This is a genomic window from Achromobacter sp. Root565, assembly GCF_001427425.1.
In the GTDB taxonomy this organism is placed as follows: Bacteria; Pseudomonadota; Gammaproteobacteria; order Burkholderiales; family Burkholderiaceae_B; genus Achromobacter; species Achromobacter spanius_D.
This window is the reverse complement of record NZ_LMGO01000001.1, coordinates 1,500,882-1,521,959: the sequence shown is the minus strand read 5'-3', so window position 1 is coordinate 1,521,959 and position 21,078 is coordinate 1,500,882. Positions and strand designations below refer to the sequence as shown.

Genomic DNA, 21,078 nt, shown 5'->3' with positions numbered 1-21,078 from the left:
CGCCGCCCGCAGGTAAGGTCTCTCTGACCATGTCGCCCCGGAGATAGACGTTTCGATGTTTTCCATGCCGCCCCTCAAGACCCTTGCCCGGCACAAGTCCCACGCCGGCCCGGCCATGAATTGGCTCAAGGAACGCAAGCAGTTCGTCAAGGCGCTGCTGTCCAACCCCGCGGCCGTTGGCGCAGTGGCGCCTTCCAGCGCGGCGCTGGCCGCTGCCATTACGGAATCGATCCAGCCGCGGGCCGGTAAAGTCCTCGAACTGGGCTGCGGAACGGGCGTGTTCACCCGGGAAATGCTGCGTAAGGGCATTGCGCCGTCCAGCCTGGTTCTGGTGGAGCAGGACTCCGACATGAGTTCCAGCCTGCGCAGCCAGTTTCCCGAAGCAGCCGTCCTGCAGGTGCCGGCGCAGGATCTGTCGCGGGACAGCCATCCGGAGCTGCATGGGATCAGCGCGGCCATTTGCGGCCTGCCGCTACGGAACATGAGCGGCGCGCATCACCATAAGCTGTTGACCGCCGTCTTCGAGGCGATGTCGCCGGGCGGCTCCATGCACTTTTTCACCTATGGCGTGAAATGCCCGATCTCGGCGGGGGTGCTTGACGCGTGTGGGCTCCATGCGCGGCGGGTGCGCTTTGTGCCGATGAACCTGCCGCCGGCCTCTGTCTATAGCCTTAGCCGGACGCGCTGAGCGCGGGGCGGGCGCGTGGCGATGCTGGATCGGCTCGCGCGCCCGAGGGTAAGTCTTTTGGGGAGATGGCTATGCCAGGAACGTCAGCATGCCGTTGCTCAGGTCGTACATTGACCCGACGATCTTGATCTTGCCTTCCTTTTCCAGCCCGGCAAGGATCGGGCTGTTCTTGCGTATGGCCTCGACGGTGTGCAGCACATTCGTCCGCGCCACGGCGTCCACGAACTGGCCATTCTTGCCGCTCCGGTCTCCCGTGTACTTCGTTGCCTCGACCGCCGGCTTGATGACGTCCAGCAGGCCGGTCAGGTGGCCGAGCTGGACATTGTCGATCGCCCCGGCCACCGCGCCGCATGCGGTGTGGCCCATCACCAGAATCACCTTGGCGCCCGCCGCCGCGCAGGCGAACTCCATGCTGCCCAGCAGATCGTTGTTGGAGATGTTGCCGGCGATCCGCCCATTGAAGGTATCGCCGATGCCCGTATCCAGAATGATCTCGGCGGGCGCGCGCGAATCGATGCAGCTCAGGATCACCGCTGCCGGGAACTGACCTAGCGCGCTGGAACGCTTCTGCGCAAGATAGTCGTGCTTCTGAGGCTTACCCGCCCGGAAGCGCGCGTTGCCCCGTTTCATCATGTCAATCACCTGGTCCGGCGTCATCGCATCGCGCTGCGCCTGCGTCAGCGATGCGGCCTGCGCATCGCTGGGCACAAACGTCACGCCGGCCATCGCTGCCGCGCCCGCGCCAACACCGGCCTTCAACCAGCCACGCCGTCCCAGGTCCAGAGGGTGCCCAGCCATGCAACAATCCTTGATCGCTTCCATGAGGTGTCCCCTATAAGCAGCCCACAACGATAGACCGCGGGACGCGGCTACTCGATGATGGGCCGGCCACACATGCCGTTTTCGCGGCGAGAGACATTCTGTTCCTGTTTGCGGCGGTGAACAATGGTCTCGCGCGCGGCCCTATTTTTCTTGTTTTCGTGCCGGATGAGTGGCATAGTTTTTCGCACGACGGGCCCCAGGGCGGCTTCGGGGCGGTTCGACAACGAATGCGAAAGGTGCCCCATGCGATACCTGTACATCGTATTGATCGTGTTGCTCACGGCGATGGTTCTGTCGTTCAAGATCCAGAACTTCGAATCCGTCACCCTGACGCTCTGGACCTCCACCTTCACTTTGCCGGCGTCGGTTCTCGTCATCGGCGTCTACATCCTGGGCATGCTCACAGGCGGCTTTCTGCTCAGCCTGCTGCGTTCCGCCTTCCGTGGGGCCACCGGCCGTCCCGCCGGTCCCACCACCTGACGATTCCCCAAGCGCCACCCGGTTAGCCGCCGTGCGTCCGCAGTCAGGGCGCGAACGCGTACTTAGGAGCAATCCCGATGAAACGGTTATTCCTTGTCTTGTCCACGTGCGTGCTGGCCGGCTGCGCCGGCACGGTCGCGACGAAGAACGATCTGGCCAAGTACGGCACGCCGCCCAGTGACGACGACCTGTACCAGTACATGTCGACGCTACGCGATTCCATGCCGCCCACCCGGTACGTCAGCTATCGCGACAAGGGATATGCCGAATCCGTGAAGAAGACCACGGTTGTGGGCGAGGACGGCAAACCGGTGTCCGCCTGGCAGTATGACTTTGAAGTTGCCGGCTACGACCAGGCTGGCCCCGACCAGCCGCAGTGGACCGCGCGGCGCGTCGTGTTCTTCAACGGCCGCGCGATAGGCGGTTTCGATGCGAATGGGAAGTTCATGCGCACCAGCGCCCAGCCGCCCGGCGCGGCTGCGCCCGCGCCCGCAGCCACGCCGGCGCAGCCGCGCTAGGCCCGGCATTCCCCATTCCGCCGTTCCGGAGAACCCATCATGCACAAGCCTCAGCAGGCCACCCCGCGTCGCCCCCTGACCCTTATCGCCGCAGGCGGCATCCTTGGCCTGGCGGCCATCCTAGCCGGTTGCGCCAACCCGTCGGCGTCCTCGCGCGTCTACACCTTCGACCAGGCGCAGCGCGCCCAGACCGTCACCCTTGGCTATGTGATCGGCGTGCGGCCCGTCACCATCCAGGCCAGCCAGACCTCGGGCCTGGGCGTCATTGCCGGCGGCGCGCTGGGCGCCGTCACGGGTAGCGCCGTGGGCGGCGGCTCGGGACGCCGCATCACCACCGTCGGCGGCGCGGTCGGCGGCGCCATGGCCGGCAACGCCATCGAAAACGCCAGCGCGCGCAGGGCTGGCCTGGAAATCACCGTGCGCCTGGATTCGGGCGACGTGCGCGTCATTACGCAGGAAGCGGGCGTGCCGATTTCGACCGGCCAGCGCGTCCAGATCGTCACGCAGGGCGGTGTCAGCCGCGTTGGAGGTATCTGACGCGGCGGTAGCGGCATCCGGCGCCGGGGTTCGGCCGGATGCGGTGATTAGGGCGGCTATTTTCCGCAGATTTTGCGGAGAATAGCCGTCTTAAGATTCACTTCATCCTGTCGCGTATAGTCGGCGCATGCGTATCCTACTGGCCGAAGACGATGTATCCCTGGGCGAGTCGATCGAGTCCTGGCTGGAGCTCGACGGCTACGTCGTCGACCGCGTGACGCGCGGCGATCTTGCCGAGACCGCGCTTGCCACTCACAACTACCACTGCGTGCTGATCGACCGCGGGCTGCCCGGCATGACGGGTGACGACCTGCTGCGGCGGCTGCGCGCGCGGCGGGACAACGTGCCGGCCATCATGATCACCGCCCGCGACGCGGTGCCCGACCGCATCGAAGGCCTGGACTTGGGCGCGGACGACTATCTCGTCAAGCCGTTCGACCTGGAGGAACTGTCGGCGCGCATCCGCGCCGCCTTGCGCCGCCGCGACGGCAACGCCACGCCGGCCCTGGAACACGGCGGTGTCTCGCTCGATGTCGCCGCCAAGCAGGTCCGTTACCAAGGTGCGCAGGTGGAGCTGACGGCGCGTGAATTCGCCATCCTGCACGCGCTCATCCGCCATCCCGGCCACATCGTGTCCCGCGCGCAACTCGAAGAAGCCCTGTACGGCTGGGGCGACGAAGTCGAAAGCAATACGATCGAAGTGCACATCTACAACCTGCGGCGCAAGCTGGCGGCGGATCTCATCAAGACGGTGCGGCGCCAGGGCTACAGGCTGGCGGACTGACATGCGCTGGCGCAAGGCGGCACCCAACACCACGTCCAATCCCCCGCGCGGCTATTCCCTGCGGCGGCGGCTGATTGGCACGACGCTCGGCTCCAGCATCCTGGTCGGACTTGTCAGCACGCTCATCGTGCTGGCCATCGCGCGCAAGGAAGTCAACGACGCTTACGACGACTGGCTGGAAGAGGGCGCGCGGCTGGTCCTGGCCCTGGGCGAGGGCAGCATCGGCCGCGTGGCTGGCGAACGCGCCCCGGCCGACACGCAGCCTGCGCTGCGGCTGGACTACCAACTGGTGTCGCGCACGGGAGAGGTGCTGCTGCGCGGTGAAGACGCACCCAAGCGGCCGTTCGTTGATCCCGAGCGACGCGGTGACCGCTATTACAACGTGCGTGCCGACGGCGAGGACTGGCGCGTCTACGTGCGCCATCACGACACCCTGGGGTTTTCGGCGCAAGTCGGTCAAGAGATGGACGACCGCACCGATCTCATCTGGGACATGCTCGAATCGCTGGCCTGGCCGCTGGTCGGCCTGTGGGTGCTGCTGGGGCTGATCAACTGGTTCCTGATCTGGCGGCTGCTCAAGCCGCTTGCGCGCATGACGCGCGGCATCGAGGCCAAATCGCCGACGGACCTGTCGCCCGTGGCGGAGGAGAGCAGGGCGTATGAAGTCCAGTCGATCACGGCGGCGCTGAACCGCCTGTTGGGCCGCCTGGATCACGCCCTTGAAGCGGAACGGCGCTTCACGGCAGACGCCGCGCACGAGCTGCGCACGCCGCTCGCCGCGCTGGCGTCGCGGATCCAGGTGCTGCAACGCAGCCATCCCGCCGAACAGGCCCCGGCGCTTGCCGCCCAATTGCAGCGTTTGCGCGCCGACATGATGCGCACGACCAGCCTGGTCGAAAACCTGCTGCAGCTTGCGCGCCTGGACCCGCAATCGGCCGATGCCATGCCCCGCGAGCGTCTGGATCTGCCCAGCCTGCTGCAGGACGCCGCCGACGCCTGCGCGCCCATGGCGGCGGCGCATGGCACGACGATAGCGATTGCCGCCCGCGAGGCCGCACTGGCCGGCAACCGGGATGCGCTCTTTACCGCCTTGCGCAACCTGATTCACAACGCGGTGTCGTACGGCCGCGAAGGTGGGCAGGTGGTGGTCGCTGCCGACCGCGCGGGTCAATTCGTCGCGCTCAGTGTCAAGGACGACGGCCCGGGCGTGGCCCCGGCCGACCTTGAGCGGTTGACGCAGCGGTTCTATCGGGTATTGGGCACGAATGTCCCGGGTAATGGCCTGGGCCTGTCCATCGTCGCGCGCGTGGCCGACATGCACCGCGGGCAATTGCGGTTCGGGCCGGGACTGGACGGCCGGGGGCTGGGCGTCACGCTCCTCGTGCCCATCGACACCGCGGTCTGACCACAACAATTTCGCATCCGTGCCCAAGGCTAAGATCTGCTTCATCTTCGGGGCGTCAAATGAAGCCATGTTCAACAACGAAGCGCAATTTGCGCAAGGAGCTGCACCATGACCCAGATCACCCGTCGTTCCACTTTCATCCGCACGTTCCTGGCCAGCGCGGTGCTGGCCGGCGCCACCGTGGCGGGCGTGGCGCATGCGCAGGGCTACACCGGTCCCAGCACCGGCAAACCGGCGGCCCAAGGTTATAGCGGCCCCAGCACGGTGGCCGTCACCACGGTCAAGGAACTGCTGGCCAATGGCCGCGATGACCAGAACGCCATCCTGCGCGGCCGGATCGTCTCGCACGACGGCGACGATCACTACACTTTCGACGACGGCACGGGCCAGATCCGCGTCGAGATCGACAACGACGATTTCCCCGCCGGCCAGAAGATCGACGACAAGACCCAGGTCGAACTGCGCGGCGAACTGGACCGCGATCGCAACAACGTCGAGTTCGATGTGGACAGCGTCCGCGTGATGTAAAGAGCGTGCGGAGGGCGCATACGGTATTCTGTCGGCCTCAAGTCAATACCCGTACCTGTTTGTCGTGAACCCCGTAACGCCCCCCGCCGCGGTCCAACTGCCCGAAGCCACCATCCGCGCCACTGTCCGGTTGCCCATCCGTCTTGCCGACGGCTCCGAGGCGCAGGCGTTGGCGTACAGCTTTCACGGCCTGGCCGACGCCCGAGACCATCTCGCCCTCAAATTCGGGCAGCCCGGCCCGCAGCCGCTCGTCCGGCTGCATTCCGAGTGCATGACCGGTGACGTCTTCGGCTCGCTGCGCTGCGACTGCGGCCCGCAATTGCAGGAAGCGCTTCGCCTCATGAGCCAGGAGGGCGGCTATCTGCTGTACCTGCGCCAGGAAGGGCGCGGCATCGGCCTGTATTCCAAGATCGACGCGTATCGGTTGCAGGAATTGGGCTATGACACCTATACCGCCAATCTGGAACTGGGCCACGGCCTGGACGATCGCGACTACACGCCGGCGGCGCAAATGCTGCGTGCATTGGGCGTCGACAATCTGGAACTGCTCACGAACAATCCCGACAAGCGCACCCAGCTCGAACACATGGGCATCCGGGTGAGCGGTTGCCGGCTGACGGGGGTCTATCCCAACGAGCACAACAAGGGCTATCTGCTAGCCAAGGCGCTGCGCACGCAGCACCGGATCGAGCTCGGTCAGACCGAGGAATGACAGGTTTGCCCGACTGATAGCCGGTCACCGGCCCCGCGAGTTCTGCGCGCGGCATCCGAGTCCAACTGTTCATGCGCGCCCGCCGGGCGCGTAACTATATGCAAGTTGAATGTGATGTTATAACATTGCGTCGATTCGCAGTGGTCCTGGCACCGCGCGCCAAATGAGCGCCGGTCGTCCAACCCGCGATACGCAGCAATTTCATCCATTCGAGAAGTCAATGAAGAAGCATCACCACTCGGCGCCGCAAGACCGCCGGCAACGCCGGAGCGCGCGCGCTGCCATGGCCGCGATCACCCTGGGCTCCGTCTGCGCCGCGCAAGGCGCAGAAGTGTCCCCCGCAAACCCGCCGTCCGCGCAACGCGTTGCAGTCAGCCCGCAGCCGGTCGAACTGAACCCGGTCGTCGTCACTGCCACCCGGAACGAGCAGCGACGGGACGATGTCGCCTCGTCGATGGAAGTGGTGGACGGAAACACGCTGGATGAGACGGTGGGCAACACGTTCCTGGACCGGCTGAAGAAGAACGCCAGCGTCGACGTGATCCAGTATCCGAATGGCTTGGCGGGTATCGGTTTGCGCGGATTGCGGCCCAACTTCGAGTTCACCATCAACCCGCGCACGCTGGTGTTGATCGATGGCCGTCCGTCCGGCTCGACCAGCTTCACGACCTTGTCGCCCGAGAGCATCGAGCGCGTGGAGGTCTTGAAAGGTCCGGCGTCGTCGCTGTACGGCGCCTCGGCCATGGGTGGGGTGGTCAACATCATCACGCGCCGTTCCAGCGGGCCGATCGGCGGCTCAGTGAGCGTGGGCTATGGGTCGTTCGACACCCGGCAGACCGATCTGGCGCTGGGCGGATCCATCGACGACCGCACCGACTTCGACCTGGCGCTTGGCTACGTGAACCAGCATGGCGATTTTCGGACCGGCGCCGGAGAAAAGCGGCCGAACAGCGACTTCCGGCGCACCTCGGGCAAGGCCCGTATCGGCAGCGATCTGACCGACCGCGTGCGCATCGACGCGACGCTCGACTGGGCAGACCTGAACAACAACGCGCCGGGCCCGGTCAGTTTCGACCCGCCCAACGCGTCCGCCAATCAGACTGACCGCCTGGGTGGCGATGTGCGGTTGCAAGTCTCGCCGGACGACCACCTGGTCACGGCGGTGTTGTATGCCTCGCGCGAAAACTACAACTACCTCACCGTGCCGCCCGCGGCGTCGCGCTACCGTTCCAGCCGCACCGAGTCGCGTTATGTCGGCATGCAACTGCAGGATGTGTGGACGCTAACCCCGCAACACACCTTGACCTACGGCACCGATTGGCAGCGTGTGGAGGCCGACCGCTACAGCTACAACGCGAGCGGCGACCGGCTCGCGCCCTACAGCCCGAATGAACGCCGCGACAGCAACGGCATCTTTGCCGAGTGGGGCAGCCGCTGGCTGGAGGATCGCCTGATCCTGACGCTGGGCGGGCGCATGGACTGGATCGAATCGAGCACCCTGTCCACGCCGTACAAGAACACGTTCTCGCCGGGTTCGTCGCGCTTCACCAGTTTTAATCCGCGGGGCGGCGCCGTGTACAAGCTCAATGAGTTCTGGCGCGTGCATGGGTCCGCCGGCACCGCATTCGCGCCACCGCAGGGCAGCGAACTGGCGGGCGAAAACGTCGAGTACGCCGGAGCCCAGCGGCGCGTCAGCATGGGCAATGCAAACCTCAAGCCCGAGCGCAATCGCAGTTGGGACCTGGGCCTGGGCTATGCCGACGATCGCGTCGACGCCGACCTGACCTATTTCGATTCACGCATCCGCGATCGCATCCGCTCGGTCATCGTCAGCAACACGCCGCAGGAGCGGATCAGCAGCTACGAGAACGCCAATGATTCGCGCATGCGCGGCATCGAAGCCCGGCTGGCGGTGGATGCCGGGCAGTGGTTCGGTCTGCCGGCCAACCGCGTGGGCGTGTCGGGCAGCCTTACGCGTCTGATCCAGGCGGAAGACTTCGATGCGAGCGGCCCGGTGCCCATCCGCAACGTCGCCAAGTGGAAGGCAAACATGTCGCTTACCGTCAGCAACGGTCGGGCATTGTCGGCCACCGTGACCGCGCGTCACGTCGGCACGCGCTATGACAACGACAACAGCCAGGGAAGCATCTACACCGGCGGACGGGGCGGCGTGTTCGGCAACGAACCCTTCACCGTGGTCGACCTGAGCGCACGCTGGAACGTCACGCCAAAGGATTCGCTGCGCTTTGACGTGGCCAACCTGTTTGACCGCGACTATTACGAAAAGGCCGATTACGTGATGCCCGGCCGCGCCTATTACCTGCGTTACACGCGGATGCTGTAAGCCATGGAGATCAAGTCCCTGCTGGAAGGCATCGCGCAATTGCTGTTCCAACCCGTCATCGCCTTGCTCATCGTCCTGGTGGCATGGACGCTCATCGCGCTGGGCATGTTTGGGCGTAGCGCGATGCAACGGCTGCGTGGGCGGCGGTCGGCCGTTGCGCGCTACACGGCGCGCATCGACGACGCAGCGCAGGCCGCCGACGATCCCGTGGACATCCGGATAGAACAGGTGCTGGCCGAGGCCGACCATGCCAGCCTCCGGTCGCTCAACGCGGTGCGCTTTGCGGTCCGGTGCGGACCGTCGCTCGGCTTGATCGGCACGCTGATCCCGATGGCGGCCGCCCTCAGCGGTCTGGCGCAGGGCGACCTGCCCGCGCTGGCGAACCATATGGTGGTGGCGTTCTCGTCCACCATCGTGGGCATCGCTGTCGGGGTGGTGGCGCACGTCATCGTCATGGTGCGCGAGGGATGGCAGCGGCAGGATCTGGACGCGATCCGGCTGCATGCCGAGCGCGTGCTGCGCCGCCATGAGGCCGCCGCTGACGGAGCCGTCTCGTGAAGCCGCGCATGCGGTTCGCCCGGCGGCACGGCGACAGCGCGGTCCACGACGATCCGCTGGCCGGCGTGGCCAACCTGTTCGACGCAAGCCTTGCCTTCATCGTTGCGATGGCGCTGGCGCTGTTCTCGGTGCTGGGGTCGACCGACCTCCTGAGCGACGACGCCAGCTGGACGCTCACGCGCACTACCGCCGATGGAACGCTGGAGGTGGTGAGCAAGGAGAAGCAGCAGATCAAGGTCGAACGCGTGACCGACCAGAAACTGTCGGGGCAGGGCCATCGCCTGGGCACTGCCTACCGGCTTCCCGACGGCCAGGTCGTCTACGTTCCCGAACAAGGCGCGCCGGCGTCCAAGTAAGCGATGAAACTCCAGTTGAACAAATACCCCGCGTTGCAGCGATATCTGGCCTTCACGCTGCTTTTCATAGTGGCCTCGCTGCTGTCGATGATGGGCGTCGCGCCCCTGCTGGCCGCACCCGCGCCGCCGCGGATCGCCGTCGTGTCGATCGAAGTTGCCCAGCAGCCGACCACGCTGCGCGCGGCCGTGCAGCGCCTGGCCGGCCGGTTCCAGATCGACCTGTTCGGGCTCGGATCGGGGCATTTGCCGGGAATCGACAATGTGGACCTGGCGGCGTATGACCTCGTCCTGGTGGAAGGCGTCGGGCCGAAGCTTGCCCAATACCGCAGCCAGTTCGATGCGGCGGGCGCGAGCACGCGCGTGCTGGTGATCAACGGATCGGAATGGCTGCGCGGCAACGTGGCGGCGGACAGCGTCCCGGACGCCATCGTCTACTGGCGCAACGCCACGGTCAGCAATTACGTCCGGCTCTTTGGTTACCTGGGGGCACGTCTGTTGGGAATGCCGGGCGAGGTCCAACCACCCGTCCGATACGCCGACCATGCTTATTACCACCCCGCGCATGCCCAGGCGTTCGAATCGCCCGCGGACTACATGGCATGGATGGGCCAGCGGCTGCCGGACGCATCCGTCAGGCCTCGGGTCGGCATCATGTTCTACCGCAGCCTCGCGCTGGGCGAGAACACGGGCGTGATCGATGCGCTCATCACACAAGTCGAACGGCAGGGCGGTCTGCCAGTGCCGATCTGGCGCAGCGATAGCCGTGATTCGCTGCAATCGTTCATGGGACCGGATGGGCGCGCGGCCATCGATGTCCTGATCCTGTGCGCCAGCCAGATCGATTACCGCGATCATCGCGCCGGCGTGGAACAGGCGAGGGCGCTGGGCGTCACCGTCCTGGGCTGCACCACCGATTACACGCGCACCCCGGACGAATGGCGGCGCGACATAGGCGGCTTCGCGCCGGATCGCAGCGGACAGTTGGCCTTGTCGGAGGTCAGCGGCATCGTCGAGCCCATGATGGTCGGCGCGCGAACCGTGCAACCCGACGGCGCGGTGCGCCATGTGCCGATCCCCGAGCAGATCGAATGGCGTGTCGCCCGGGCGCTGGCCTGGGCCCGGCTGCATCGCATGGCCAACCACGACAAACGGATCGTCGTCGCCTTCCACAGTGAGGCCGCGGACCAGGCGGACGTGGGCAGCGACCCTGACACCTATCTCGATGCGCAGGCCAGCCTGGCCGCGTTGCTCAGGCGATTGCAAGCAGAGGGCTACGATGTGGGCGACGCCGCACTGCCCGACGCCGCGCACCTTGCCCAAGTGATGGCGCGCGACGCGTCCAACATCGATGGCGGCCTGTGGGATCCGTCCCAGCCGGCGCGCGACCCTGCGAAGACGCAGGCCGCGCAGGACGAAATGGCGCGGCGCGTGAGCGACGGCAATGCGGTGCTGCTGCCGGAAGCCGACTACCTGCGCGCCTATGCACGGCTGCCGCAAGCGCTGCGCGCGCAGACCGAAGCGCAATGGGGCCCGCCGCCCGGCCGGCTCATGGTGCATACCGCTTCCGATGGCAAGCGCGCAATCGTGCTGCCCATTCTGCGATTCGGCAAGGTCGCGCTGATGCCGCATCCGGTGTGGGGCTATCTGCAGGATGCCGGGGCGCTGCGTTCGACGGGTGCGCTGGCGCCGCACCATCAGTACATCGCGTTTTATCTCTGGATGCAGCAGTCATGGCAGGCCGACGCCTATCTGCCGATCTTCACGCAACTGTCGCTGATGCCCGGCAAACAGCAGGGGCCCGGCCGCGACGACTGGGTGGGCGCGCTGATCGGAAATGTGCCGCACATCCAGCCCACGCCGTTGCAGGCCAACGGCGGCGTGGGCAACAAGCGCCGCACGCAGGCCGTGACGATCGGATTCATGCCGCCCATCGGCCGTCTGCCTGCTGCGCCGCACGTGCAGGCGCTGCGGCAGGCGCTCGAAGCGGTCAGCCCCTCGGCCCCCGCCACGCAGGACGCGGCGCGCGCTGCGGCGCAGCCGTTTGCCACGGCGCTCGATGTGGACCCGCAGACGGCCGACTGGCCAACGCTCGCGTCGGCCCTGCAGGCCTATCTGCAGGAGATGGACAGCGCCGTCACCCCGATCGGCGGTCACGTGCTGGGAGAGGCGCCGGGGCCGGACACGGTAGCGAGCATGGTGCAGGCCATGCTGGCGGGCGACTCGGCCGACGCACCCGCGATCGGCGCGGTGCGCGCCGTGCTGGACGGCGACCCGTCCGCGCTGCCGGCGGAGACCGCCGCCCGGATTCAGGCCTACACCGAACGCATCCTGGCCGCGCCGCAAGAGATGGACGCCGTGATCGGCGCGCTGGCCGGCCGCTATGTCCCGCCGGGACCCATGGCGGACGCCATCCGCAACCCGGACGCGCTGCCGCCTGGCCGAAATCCCTACACCTCTGAAACCCGGCGTCTCCCGACGAAGCAGGCGTGGGAGCAGGGAGCAAAGCTGGCCGAGGAGCTGGTCGCCAACTACCAGCGCGAGCATGGCGCGGTGCCCGGCAAGGTCGCCTTCGTGCTGTGGTCTGGCGAGTCCGCGCAGAACGAAGGGATGATCGAAGCGCAGATCATGCGGCTGCTCGGCACCCGGCCCGTCTGGAATCCGCGGGGCGAAGTGATCGACGTGGCGCTGGATGACCGCGCGGCATTGGGGCGTGCGCGCGTCGATGTGCTGGTCACCACGTCAGGTACCTACCGCGATCATTTCCGCGACAAGATTGCCATGCTTGCCAAGGCCGCACGGCTGGCCGCGTCCGCGCCGGAGGCCGACAACCCGGTGCGGCAGAGCGAACAAAGTACGCGCCGCATCCTGATCGCGGCGGGCGTCGCTCCCGGCGAAGCCGCCACCCGCGCCGGACGGCGCATCTACTCGACAGCGCCCGGCGCCTATTCGCCATCGACCCAATTTGCCATTCAGGCCGGGGCGGAATGGACCGACGAACGGCTGGCCCGGCTGTATACGGACAGGCTTGGCCATGCCTACGGGGAAACCGACCCGGGCGCGGCCGACGCCGAGGCCTTCGCCGCCCAGCTTTCGGGCGTGGACGCGGCCGTCTTCAGCCGCAGCTCAAACGCGTATGGCTTGCTGGACACCAGCATGCCCGCCGCGTATCTGGGCGGAATCGGCATGGCGGTGCGCCAGCAGACCGGACGCCAGATCAGCAACTACGTGGCCGATACGCGAAACATGCGGCGGGGCGACGTGCGGATGGAATCGCTGTCGCGCACGTTCAACCGCGAGCTGGCCACCCGCTACCTCAATCCCGCGTGGATCCAGGCGATGCAGGGTAGCGGCTACAACGGCGCCCGCTACATGGCCGAGCTGCCGGCCAATCTGCTGCTGTGGGACACCACCACACCGGATCTCGTCAGCGACGCGGACTGGGCGCACGTCAAGGAGGTGTATGTCGACGACAAGCATGACCTCGGCCTGAAGACTTACTTCGAGGCCAGCAATCCGGCGGCACGCGAAAACCTGATCGAGACCCTGCTGGCGGCCATCGACCGGGGCGCCTGGAAGTCCGACGCGCAGCAGCGTAGCGAATTGGCTGCCGCGCTGGCAGACAGCCGGCAGGCCGCGCGCAACGCCTGCGGTGCCGCGGACTGCGGCGCATCGCCGAGCGGGCAACAGGCGCCGGCTCGCGTGCCGGGCGGCGAGACTGGCGACCAGATGGGCGAGGGCGCCGTCGTCGAAGGCTATGCGCTGCAAGCGCGCCAGGCCGCCGACGCGCCGGATCCCGCCGCTTCACGACATTGGCCGCTGGCGCTGATCGCCTTGGCCGCCATATTGGCAGGCATGCTCCTGCGCCCAAGATGGTGACGCGTTGAAAGGGCTGTGCCCGCATTGCCACGCGCTGGCGAACGGCGGCCGGGTCGAGGCGCATCCGCGTCTGATGTACCGTGGCGTCCAGCGGGTGGACGCCACTGCACCGGAACATGCAGGTCGCCGCCATGCGCATTTTTCGTGCTCGGCCTGCGGGACGTTATGGATCCGCTCGTACGACCGATGGGGCGCTGCGTACGGGATGCAGCTCAACCCGAATCAGATTTAGCCGCCGCTGCGGGTTCCTTGACCTAGGACAAACCCTTATACTCTGGGCCGGTCATTGAGACGCATTGCTGACTGAGTGGCCGTCTCGTTTTGGAATCCCTTATGAATCAACAACATAAAGACCTGTCCGCGCTCGCAAAAGTGTGGCTGTTTGTGCTGGGCGCGTGCATTCTGGCCGCCGGGCTGTTTTTCGGTTACCACGGCGCGCGTCTGGTGGCCCTGAATGGAAGCTGGTATTTCGTGGTGTGCGGCGTTGTGCTCGCCATCTCCGGCATCCAGATCGCCCGCCGCCGCGCCAATGGCGGCCTGCTTTTCGCGCTGGCGCTGGCCGGCACCGCCATCTGGGCAGTCATCGACGTCGGCCTGCAATTCTGGCCGCTCGTCTCCCGCGTGCTGGTGTTCGTGGGCTTCGGCATCCTGGTCGCGCTGTCGCAGCCGCTGCTGCGCCGCGCGCAGAAGCTGCCGGCCAATCCGGCGCCGGCCCGCATTGCCGCCGCCGTGCTGGCGCTGGCCTTCATCGCGACCGTGGCCGGCATGTTCGTGCCGCACGCGCCCGTGTCGCAAGGCGAGACCCTGGCGCTCAAGCCCGTCGCACCCGGCCAGGAACAAAAGGACTGGGCGCACTACGGCAACACCGCCGGCGGTACCCGCTTTGCAGCGCTGGACCAGATCACGCGCGACAACGTGAAGGACCTTGAGGTTGCCTGGACCTACCGCACGGGCGACACCCCCGTCAGCCCCGGTGGCGGCGGAGCCGAAGACCAGCAGACCCCGCTGCAGATCGGCAACCGCGTATTCCTGTGCACCCCGCACAACAACGTGATCGCGCTGGACGCCACCACGGGCAAGGAACTCTGGAAGGTCGAGATCAACGCCAAACAGAAGAAGTGGATGCGTTGCCGCGGCCTGGCCTATTTCGATATCGATGCGCCGCTTGAGCAGCCCACCGTCGAGGGCGCGACGCCGGTCAAGGCCGTGAGCCTGGGCGCCGGCGCCGCCTGCCGCCGCCGCATCCTGATGAACAGCGTGACGCCCGAGCTGATCGCACTGGACGCCGACACCGGCGCCTTCTGCGCCGATTTCGGCAAGCAAGGCCGCGTGGATCTGCGCGCCGGCATGGGCAAGGGCGCCGACAAGGGCGAGTACTACCCGACCTCGGCCCCGACGCTGGCCGGCACCACCATCGTGATCGGCGGCCGCGTGGCGGACAACGTCAGCACCGATATGCCTGGCGGCGTGGTGCGTGGCTTCGACGTGATTACCGGCGAGCTGCGCTGGGCCTTCGATCCGGGCAATCCGGAAGACCAGGCCGCGCCCGCCGACGGCCAGACCTACGCACGCTCGACCCCGAACGTGTGGGCGCCGATGTCGTATGACGCGCAGTCGAACACCGTGTTCATGCCGGTGGGCAGCGCCGCCGTCGACCTGTGGGGCGTGAAGCACACTGCGCTCGACCGCAAGTACGGCGCGTCCGTGCTGGCCGTCGATGCCAGCACCGGCCGCGAGAAGTGGGTCTACCAGACCGTGCATGACGACCTGTGGGACTTCGACGTCCCGATGCAGCCGTCCTTCGCCGACTTCCCCGTCGACGGCAAGACCGTGCCGGCGCTGGTGTTCGGCACCAAGGCCGGCCAGATCTTCGTGCTGGACCGCCAGACCGGCAAGCCGCTTACGCGCGTCGAAGAGCGCAAGGTGCCAGCCGGCAACATCCCCGGCGAAACCTACTCGCCGACCCAGCCGTTTTCCGTCGGCATGCCTTCGATCGGCGCGAACGACATGAAGGAATCGGACATGTGGGGCGCCACGCCGTTCGATCAGCTGCTGTGCCGCATCCACTTCAAGTCCAAGCGCTACACGGGCCTGTTCACGCCGCCGGGCACGGATCCGTCGCTGAACCTGCCGGGTTCGCTGGGCGGCATGAACTGGGGTGGCATCTCGATCGACCCGGTGAACGGCTACCTTTTCATCAACGACATGCGCGTCGGCCTGGAAGTGCAACTGGTCGAAGCCGGCGCCAACGCCAAGAAGAGCGACGGCAATGAAGCCGCCGCGATCCAGGGCCCCGTGGCCCTGTCCGGCACGCCCTATGCGATCAACGCCAAGGTGCGTTTCATGTCGCCGCTGGAGATCCCGTGCCAGGCGCCGCCGTTCGGCACGCTGACGGCCGTGGACCTGAAGACGCAGAAGATGGTCTGGCAGGTGCCGGTCGGCACCGTGCAGGACACCGGCCCCTTCGGCGTCAAGCTGGGCCTGCCGATCCCGATCGGCATGCCCACCATCGGCGGCACGCTCGCCACGCAGGGCGGTCTGGTGTTCATCGCCGCCACGCAGGACTACTACCTGCGCGCCTACGATGCCGGGACGGGCAAGGAAGTGTGGAAGGTCCGCCTGCCGGTCGGCAGCCAGGGCACGCCCATCAGCTACAAGTCGACCGCCGATGGCAAGCAGTACATCGTCATCTCGGCCGGCGGCGCCCGCAACTCGCCGGACCGCGGCGACTACGTGATCGCTTACGCATTGCCGGGCAAGATCTGAACGGTGCGGTAAGCGTAGGATCAAGGCGCTCTTCGGAGCGCCTTTTTCTTTGGGTCAAAGCCGGGATTGCAGCGTGCGGGTGCGGTACAGCTTGTACAACGCCACCGGGGCGCCCACCAAGCCGATTATTGGCTGTATCGATGCTTCCCCGTCTTGATGAAGAGATCCGAAAAGTTTTCCCAGTCGTTTAGGAACACAAACATCTCTCCCTCATCGCCTTCGCAAAGCGCCGAGCCCCGGCTGCTTTCTTCCCAGAACGAGAAGAACGGCAGGCGACGAATGTCGTTCAGCCGCACCAGGCGGTCTTTCACGACGGTCAGGCCAAAGTAGGTGGTAGTCATCTCCGCAGCCTCTTCATAAGTCGCTGAAAAATAAGGATCTTAGTCGGGAAGGCATGCAACCTGGAATAGCCGGAAGGCGTAGTGCGCAGGGGGTGTCGCTAACAAAATGTAATAGATAATCCCTGGCGACATCGGCAAGTCAATGCGATCGGGACCGCCTGGCTACGCATTGACATGCTGGATGCGAGCCAGCAGCCCGCCTTGCGAGAGCAGTTCCGCCGGTACGTGGACGGGCGTATCGACTATTACCGTAATGTCGCGGACCTTGCGCATCGAGACGCGGTGGCCGCAAAGGTGGCGGCGATGCAGAAGGAAATCTGGGCGACATCCATGCAGGCGGCCAGAAGCAGCGTTCCGCCATTTGCCGCGTCTTACGCCGGCGCGGTCAATGAAATGTTCGATATGGCATCCGCCCAAACGGTGGCGCAAAAGGTGCATCCGCCGATTGCCACCTATGCCTTCCTGGGGTTTCTGGCGCTGGTGGCGGCGGTGCTGGTCGGCCTCAACCTGGCATCGTCCAACCGCGACACGCTGATCCACCGGCTCGTGTATGCCGTCGTCATGACGGCGGCGCTCTACATCATCATCGACTTCGAATTTCCCCGCATCGGCACCATACGGATCGACCAGAGCGACGAACTGCTGATTGCGCAGCGGCAATCAATGGTCGATCCGCCCGCCGTTAAATAGGAGGTGCGTATGCCCAGCGGATCCAGAGTTGCGCGCCACCGGGCCACGGGCGGCTTTGGCGCATGCACGCTGGCGGCGCTTGCCGTGGTTCCTGGCCTTGCCTTTGGCCAGGAGGGGCTGCGTCTGACGCAGAATGACCTGCAAAAGCGGGCAAATGGCGTGCTCGCATTGATGTCGTTCTCGATCGTGCCGGACATCACCACCAGCTCCCTGAACATCGCCGGCGGCGGCGGCTCGACGTCGGGATCAACTGAATTTTTCATGACGCAGCTGGGAGGAGGGGACACGATTTCGGATTCGTTTCCCGTCTATCTGGAAGGCGTGCTGGCGGGCAGCCGGTACGATCCCACATTCGTGGCAACGCAAGGCGCCGAAACCCGGAGCATTCCGACCAAATGGAACAGCCTCTCGGCCACGGGGGGAATCGGCTGGGACTTCAAGTTGACGGACGAGCTGAAACTTCGCCCCATCTTCAATTTCGCCCTGGGCAATGTCACCAGCGACTTGCGCGCCGCAAGCTGGTACGTGGGGCAACGCACAGGACGGGACATCGACTTCCTGGACCGGGGATCGCTGAACGCCTACGGACTGGGCGGCTCGATCATGCTGGATTACGAGCATTATCGGCCTGGCTATGAAGTGGATGTCGAACTGCGCTATTCCGACATCCGCTTGAAGAGCTTCGACAGTTCCGCTGCGGTCAGCGGCAGCGCGATCGCGCAGTCGGCGAATCTATGGGCCCGCTATCGGGCGCCCACCGGCATGCTGCTGCTGCAACGCCCGCTGCGATACGTCCTGGAACTGACTCACTCGGAATTCCTGGGCGATCAGAAGGGGATTCTGGGCTTTGACCGGCTGACTTCAGTGGGCGCCGGTCTCGAACTGGACTCCAGCGCCTACGACGTATTCATTACGCGCACCCGCCTGGTCGGGCGGTATGTATTCGGCAACAACGTGTCCGGCTTTTCTGTTGGCCTGGCGGTCAGCTTCTGACGACAAGCGGATCGGCCGCGCGAGGCGCGGAGACCGTCAGGCGTATTCGGACTGCGGAATCGCCGACATACGCATAATGTGTATTATGTAAAGTACGAAATAGCCGTTTCCGCCCCGTTGTCCGGTCGCCATCGGATAAGATGCGCGCCAAGCCTCTCTAGCCCGTCCCAATCCAGTACCCATGCCCCCGCGCGTCGCAATCATCGAAACCATGGAGAACACGCAGCTCGGCCTTCTGCTGAGCGCGCTGAATGAAGCCCATGCCGACATCACCTGGTTCCGGGTCTATCGCGACGGACTCGGCGACATTGCGCTCGACGACTTCGACGCCCTGATCGTTCCGGGCGGCTGGCCGAGCGCGCGGGACGATGATCTTTATCCCTACCTGCCCAAGCTGGTCGCGCTGATGCGCGCGTTCGGCGATGCCGGCAAGTCCGTCCTTGGCATCTGCCTGGGTGCGCAGGTACTGGCCCGCGCCTACGGCGCCGATAACCTGTTGGGCGTGGCACGGGAATTCTCCTGGACGCCGCTGGTAGTGACGGACGATGGACGCGCGGATCCGCTGTTTGCCGAGTTGCAGGACGGCTTCACCAGCTTTCAGTGGCACGTCGACACCTACACCCTTCCCAAGACCGCCCTCCTTCTGGCTCGGTCGCAAACCGTCCAGAATCAGTGTTTCCGCGTGGGCCGGGCGACTTACGGGATGCAGTTCCACTTCGAAGCCAGCGCCGACGTCGTTCACGATTGGACGCGCGGTAATCCTGAGCGTGTCAATCGCATTGCGCCGGGATGGCTGGAAACGCAGGCGGCCGAGGATCGGGCGCGCTTTGCCGCCGACGCCGACGCGGCGGGCCTGCACATTGCGCGGGCCTTCGTCGCCACCATAGGCAAGCCCGCGCAGCGCTGATCCGGCGCTTGAAGCGCAAAAAAAGGCGATGCCAGGTTTCCCCGGCATCGCCTTTTGTACAGCGTTACTTCTTCTTGGACGCCTCGTACTTCGCCTTGTTGGCTTCGTTCGGCGGGTACAGGCCTGGCAGCACGGCGCCATTGTTGACCTCGTCCATGATCCAGCCTTCAAACCGTTCCTGCTCGACGGCGGCGTCAACCACGTCGGCCAGCAGCGCGGCAGGAATGACGACAGCGCCATCCTGGTCGGCGACGATTACGTCATCCGGAAAAACCGCCACACCGCCGCAGGCGACGGGTTGCTGCCAATCCACGAAGGTCAGGCCGGCTACCGAGGGAGGCGCCGCCGCACCGCTCGCCCAGACGGGCAGCTTGGTGCCCAACACGCCGGCCAGATCGCGAACGACGCCGTCGGTCACCAGGCCCGCAACACCACGCTTCGCCATGCGGGCGCACAGGATGTCGCCCCAGATGCCGGCGTCTTTGACGCCCATGGCGTCGACCACCGCGATGCAGCCCGAGGGCATCTGCTCGATGGCGCCGCGGCTGGACTTCGGCGACGACCATGATTCCGGCGTAGCCAGGTCTTCGCGGGCCGGCACGAAGCGCACGGTGAACGCGCGGCCGACGATGCGTTCCATGCCTTGCGCCAACGGGAAGGCGCCGCGGATCCAGACGTTGCGCAGCCCCTTCTTCAACAGAATTGTGGTCAGTGTTGCTGTGGTGACGCCGGACAGCGCCTTGAATTGAACCTCGTCCGAAACGGTCATGGGTTTTTTCTCCCTGGTGAAATCGGAATGGGCGCTCAGCGCGCCGGAGATTGATGCGGCAGCCGTCCTAGACCAGATCCCGCGCCCGCGCATCGCGCTTGCCCAGGCGCGACAAGAGATGATCGACCTCGCTCCGCGCCTGATTGGTCAGCGCACTGCCCGGCCGGCGCTGCGCCGCGCTGGTCAGGATGCCCCGGCGCATCATCACGTATTTGCGCACGGCCAGCCCGACACCCGGCTGCTGTTCATATCGCAGCAGCGGCAGGTGCGCATCGAACAGGTCATGCGCCTCTTCAGTCCTGCCCTCGCCCACCCATTCGACGAAGTCGCACAGCATGTCCGGAAAGCAGTAGCCGGTATTGGCGCCGTCAGCGCCGCGCGCCATTTCGTAATCCAGGAACAGGCCGTTGTTGCCGCACAGAATCGAAATATGCCGCATGGAGCCCTCGGCTTCAAAGCGGCGTAGCGCCGAGATCTTTTCCAGGCCGGGCCAGTCTTCATGCTTGAGCATGACGCACGAGGCCAGATCGGTCACGATCCGCCGGATGACCGTGGGCGCCATCTGCACCGAGAACGTCAGCGGATAGTCCTGCAGCACAAACGGGACGTCGTCGCCAATGGCCTCCACCGCCTGATGGTAGTAATTGACGATCTGATCGTCGGTGCGCAAGGTGTTGGGCGGTGCAATCATCACACCGGCCGCGCCGCGATCCATCACTTCGCGTGTCAGCGAACGCATGGAGGCGAACCCGGGAGCCGACACGCCCACCACGATGGGAATGCCTTGCGATTTGCCGATCACCTGCGAGGCAATTTCCAGGGATTCCGTGAAGTCCAGTTTGGGCGCCTCGCCCAGTTGGCCCAACACGGTCAGGCCGGTCGAACCGCACGCCAGGTAGAACTCCATCATCCGGTCGATCGAGGCGTGGTCGACGGAACCATCGTCAAAGAACGGCGTCGGGGCAATGGGATAGACGCCTTTTGCGTCAGCAGTCAGTTTCATG

At 65.8% G+C, this 21,078-nt stretch carries 20 protein-coding genes; 16 read left to right on the top strand and 4 right to left on the bottom strand.

What is annotated here, in order from left to right; translation table 11 throughout:
• The first annotated feature begins 64 nt into the window (after positions 1–64).
• Complete coding sequence (locus ASD71_RS06730) at positions 65–688, top strand: class I SAM-dependent methyltransferase (RefSeq protein ID WP_234015627.1); 624 nt, start codon at positions 65–67, stop codon at positions 686–688.
• 69 nt (positions 689–757) lie between these two features.
• Here ASD71_RS06730 and ASD71_RS06725 read toward each other — a convergent pair whose 3' ends face one another.
• On the bottom strand, positions 758–1,486 hold the full coding sequence (locus ASD71_RS06725; RefSeq protein WP_156395094.1) for a carbonic anhydrase family protein: 729 nt from the start codon (positions 1,484–1,486) through the stop codon (positions 758–760).
• A 267-nt stretch (positions 1,487–1,753) separates the two neighbouring features.
• Between ASD71_RS06725 and ASD71_RS06720 the strand changes: the two genes are divergently transcribed.
• The 12 genes from ASD71_RS06720 to ASD71_RS06665 all read left to right on the top strand — a co-directional run bounded on the left by ASD71_RS06720 (position 1,754) and on the right by ASD71_RS06665 (position 16,374).
• On the top strand, positions 1,754–1,990 hold the full coding sequence (locus tag ASD71_RS06720; RefSeq protein ID WP_056561369.1) for a lipopolysaccharide assembly protein LapA domain-containing protein: 237 nt from the start codon (positions 1,754–1,756) through the stop codon (positions 1,988–1,990).
• 77 nt (positions 1,991–2,067) lie between these two features.
• On the top strand, positions 2,068–2,508 hold the full coding sequence (locus ASD71_RS06715; RefSeq protein WP_056561367.1) for a hypothetical protein: 441 nt from the start codon (positions 2,068–2,070) through the stop codon (positions 2,506–2,508).
• A 39-nt stretch (positions 2,509–2,547) separates the two neighbouring features.
• The gene (locus ASD71_RS06710) at positions 2,548–3,045 is read left to right on the top strand and encodes a glycine zipper 2TM domain-containing protein (protein WP_056561365.1); all 498 of its coding nucleotides are present in this window, start codon (positions 2,548–2,550) and stop codon (positions 3,043–3,045) included.
• Positions 3,046–3,172: 127 nt separating this feature from the next.
• A complete protein-coding gene (locus ASD71_RS06705; RefSeq protein WP_056561364.1) occupies positions 3,173–3,829 on the top strand; it encodes a response regulator transcription factor in 657 nt (218 codons plus the stop codon).
• 1 nt (position 3,830) lies between these two features.
• The gene (locus ASD71_RS06700; protein ID WP_056561362.1) at positions 3,831–5,234 is read left to right on the top strand and encodes an ATP-binding protein; all 1,404 of its coding nucleotides are present in this window, start codon (positions 3,831–3,833) and stop codon (positions 5,232–5,234) included.
• Between the two features lie 108 nt (positions 5,235–5,342).
• On the top strand, positions 5,343–5,762 hold the full coding sequence (locus tag ASD71_RS06695) for a YgiW/YdeI family stress tolerance OB fold protein (protein ID WP_056561360.1): 420 nt from the start codon (positions 5,343–5,345) through the stop codon (positions 5,760–5,762).
• 130 nt (positions 5,763–5,892) lie between these two features.
• Positions 5,893–6,474: a GTP cyclohydrolase II RibA gene (ribA, locus tag ASD71_RS06690; RefSeq protein WP_304438791.1), complete on the top strand. Its 582-nt coding sequence runs from the start codon at positions 5,893–5,895 to the stop codon at positions 6,472–6,474.
• Between the two features lie 283 nt (positions 6,475–6,757).
• On the top strand, positions 6,758–8,818 hold the full coding sequence (locus ASD71_RS06685; RefSeq protein WP_082578949.1) for a TonB-dependent receptor: 2,061 nt from the start codon (positions 6,758–6,760) through the stop codon (positions 8,816–8,818).
• Positions 8,819–8,821: 3 nt separating this feature from the next.
• On the top strand, positions 8,822–9,376 hold the full coding sequence (locus ASD71_RS06680) for a MotA/TolQ/ExbB proton channel family protein (protein ID WP_056561358.1): 555 nt from the start codon (positions 8,822–8,824) through the stop codon (positions 9,374–9,376).
• Positions 9,373–9,732: a DUF2149 domain-containing protein gene (locus ASD71_RS06675; RefSeq protein WP_235512033.1), complete on the top strand. Its 360-nt coding sequence runs from the start codon at positions 9,373–9,375 to the stop codon at positions 9,730–9,732. Before ASD71_RS06680 ends, ASD71_RS06675 begins: the two co-directional genes overlap by 4 nt.
• 15 nt (positions 9,733–9,747) lie before the next feature.
• Positions 9,748–13,608 (top strand): cobaltochelatase subunit CobN, encoded by a 3,861-nt coding sequence (locus ASD71_RS06670; RefSeq protein ID WP_162253552.1) that lies wholly within the window; start codon positions 9,748–9,750, stop codon positions 13,606–13,608.
• 333 nt (positions 13,609–13,941) lie between these two features.
• Positions 13,942–16,374 carry a membrane-bound PQQ-dependent dehydrogenase, glucose/quinate/shikimate family gene (locus tag ASD71_RS06665; protein WP_056561354.1) on the top strand — a complete coding sequence of 811 codons (2,433 nt, stop codon included), beginning with the start codon at positions 13,942–13,944 and terminating at the stop codon, positions 16,372–16,374.
• Positions 16,375–16,499: 125 nt separating this feature from the next.
• Here the strand turns inward: ASD71_RS06665 and ASD71_RS06660 are convergent, their stop codons facing one another.
• A complete protein-coding gene (locus ASD71_RS06660) occupies positions 16,500–16,715 on the bottom strand; it encodes a hypothetical protein (RefSeq protein ID WP_056561352.1) in 216 nt (71 codons plus the stop codon).
• A 225-nt stretch (positions 16,716–16,940) separates the two neighbouring features.
• On the opposite strand from ASD71_RS06660, the gene ASD71_RS06655 reads away from it, so the two are divergent.
• From ASD71_RS06655 to ASD71_RS06645, 3 genes are all read left to right on the top strand, one after another.
• Entirely contained in the window at positions 16,941–17,405 is a 465-nt protein-coding gene (locus tag ASD71_RS06655) for a hypothetical protein (RefSeq protein WP_369818942.1), read from the top strand.
• A gap of 9 nt (positions 17,406–17,414) precedes the next feature.
• Positions 17,415–18,398: a hypothetical protein gene (locus tag ASD71_RS06650; RefSeq protein WP_056561350.1), complete on the top strand. Its 984-nt coding sequence runs from the start codon at positions 17,415–17,417 to the stop codon at positions 18,396–18,398.
• A 181-nt stretch (positions 18,399–18,579) separates the two neighbouring features.
• Positions 18,580–19,305, top strand: coding sequence for a type 1 glutamine amidotransferase (locus ASD71_RS06645; protein WP_056561348.1), 726 nt, complete (start codon positions 18,580–18,582; stop codon positions 19,303–19,305).
• A 64-nt stretch (positions 19,306–19,369) separates the two neighbouring features.
• Here the strand turns inward: ASD71_RS06645 and ASD71_RS06640 are convergent, their stop codons facing one another.
• Together ASD71_RS06640 and ASD71_RS06635 are read right to left on the bottom strand one after the other, a co-directional pair.
• On the bottom strand, positions 19,370–20,074 hold the full coding sequence (locus ASD71_RS06640; RefSeq protein ID WP_056561346.1) for a ribonuclease activity regulator RraA: 705 nt from the start codon (positions 20,072–20,074) through the stop codon (positions 19,370–19,372).
• Positions 20,075–20,141: 67 nt separating this feature from the next.
• Positions 20,142–21,077: a dihydrodipicolinate synthase family protein gene (locus ASD71_RS06635; RefSeq protein WP_056561344.1), complete on the bottom strand. Its 936-nt coding sequence runs from the start codon at positions 21,075–21,077 to the stop codon at positions 20,142–20,144.
• Position 21,078: the final 1 nt, after the last annotated feature.

Bases quoted from the DNA above. Each gene is read 5' to 3' on its own strand.
- ASD71_RS06730 (WP_234015627.1), top strand. From the start codon at position 65: ATGCCGCCCCTCAAGACCCTTGCCCGGCACAAGTCCCACGCCGGCCCG.
- ASD71_RS06725 (WP_156395094.1), bottom strand. From the start codon at position 1,486: ATGGCTGGGCACCCTCTGGACCTGGGACGGCGTGGCTGGTTGAAGGCC.
- ASD71_RS06720 (WP_056561369.1), top strand. From the start codon at position 1,754: ATGCGATACCTGTACATCGTATTGATCGTGTTGCTCACGGCGATGGTT.
- ASD71_RS06715 (WP_056561367.1), top strand. From the start codon at position 2,068: ATGAAACGGTTATTCCTTGTCTTGTCCACGTGCGTGCTGGCCGGCTGC.
- ASD71_RS06710 (WP_056561365.1), top strand. From the start codon at position 2,548: ATGCACAAGCCTCAGCAGGCCACCCCGCGTCGCCCCCTGACCCTTATC.
- ASD71_RS06705 (WP_056561364.1), top strand. From the start codon at position 3,173: ATGCGTATCCTACTGGCCGAAGACGATGTATCCCTGGGCGAGTCGATC.
- ASD71_RS06700 (WP_056561362.1), top strand. From the start codon at position 3,831: ATGCGCTGGCGCAAGGCGGCACCCAACACCACGTCCAATCCCCCGCGC.
- ASD71_RS06695 (WP_056561360.1), top strand. From the start codon at position 5,343: ATGACCCAGATCACCCGTCGTTCCACTTTCATCCGCACGTTCCTGGCC.
- ASD71_RS06685 (WP_082578949.1), top strand. From the start codon at position 6,758: ATGGCCGCGATCACCCTGGGCTCCGTCTGCGCCGCGCAAGGCGCAGAA.
- ASD71_RS06680 (WP_056561358.1), top strand. From the start codon at position 8,822: ATGGAGATCAAGTCCCTGCTGGAAGGCATCGCGCAATTGCTGTTCCAA.
- ASD71_RS06665 (WP_056561354.1), top strand. From the start codon at position 13,942: ATGAATCAACAACATAAAGACCTGTCCGCGCTCGCAAAAGTGTGGCTG.
- ASD71_RS06660 (WP_056561352.1), bottom strand. From the start codon at position 16,715: ATGACTACCACCTACTTTGGCCTGACCGTCGTGAAAGACCGCCTGGTG.
- ASD71_RS06650 (WP_056561350.1), top strand. From the start codon at position 17,415: ATGCCCAGCGGATCCAGAGTTGCGCGCCACCGGGCCACGGGCGGCTTT.
- ASD71_RS06645 (WP_056561348.1), top strand. From the start codon at position 18,580: ATGCCCCCGCGCGTCGCAATCATCGAAACCATGGAGAACACGCAGCTC.
- ASD71_RS06640 (WP_056561346.1), bottom strand. From the start codon at position 20,074: ATGACCGTTTCGGACGAGGTTCAATTCAAGGCGCTGTCCGGCGTCACC.
- ASD71_RS06635 (WP_056561344.1), bottom strand. From the start codon at position 21,077: ATGAAACTGACTGCTGACGCAAAAGGCGTCTATCCCATTGCCCCGACG.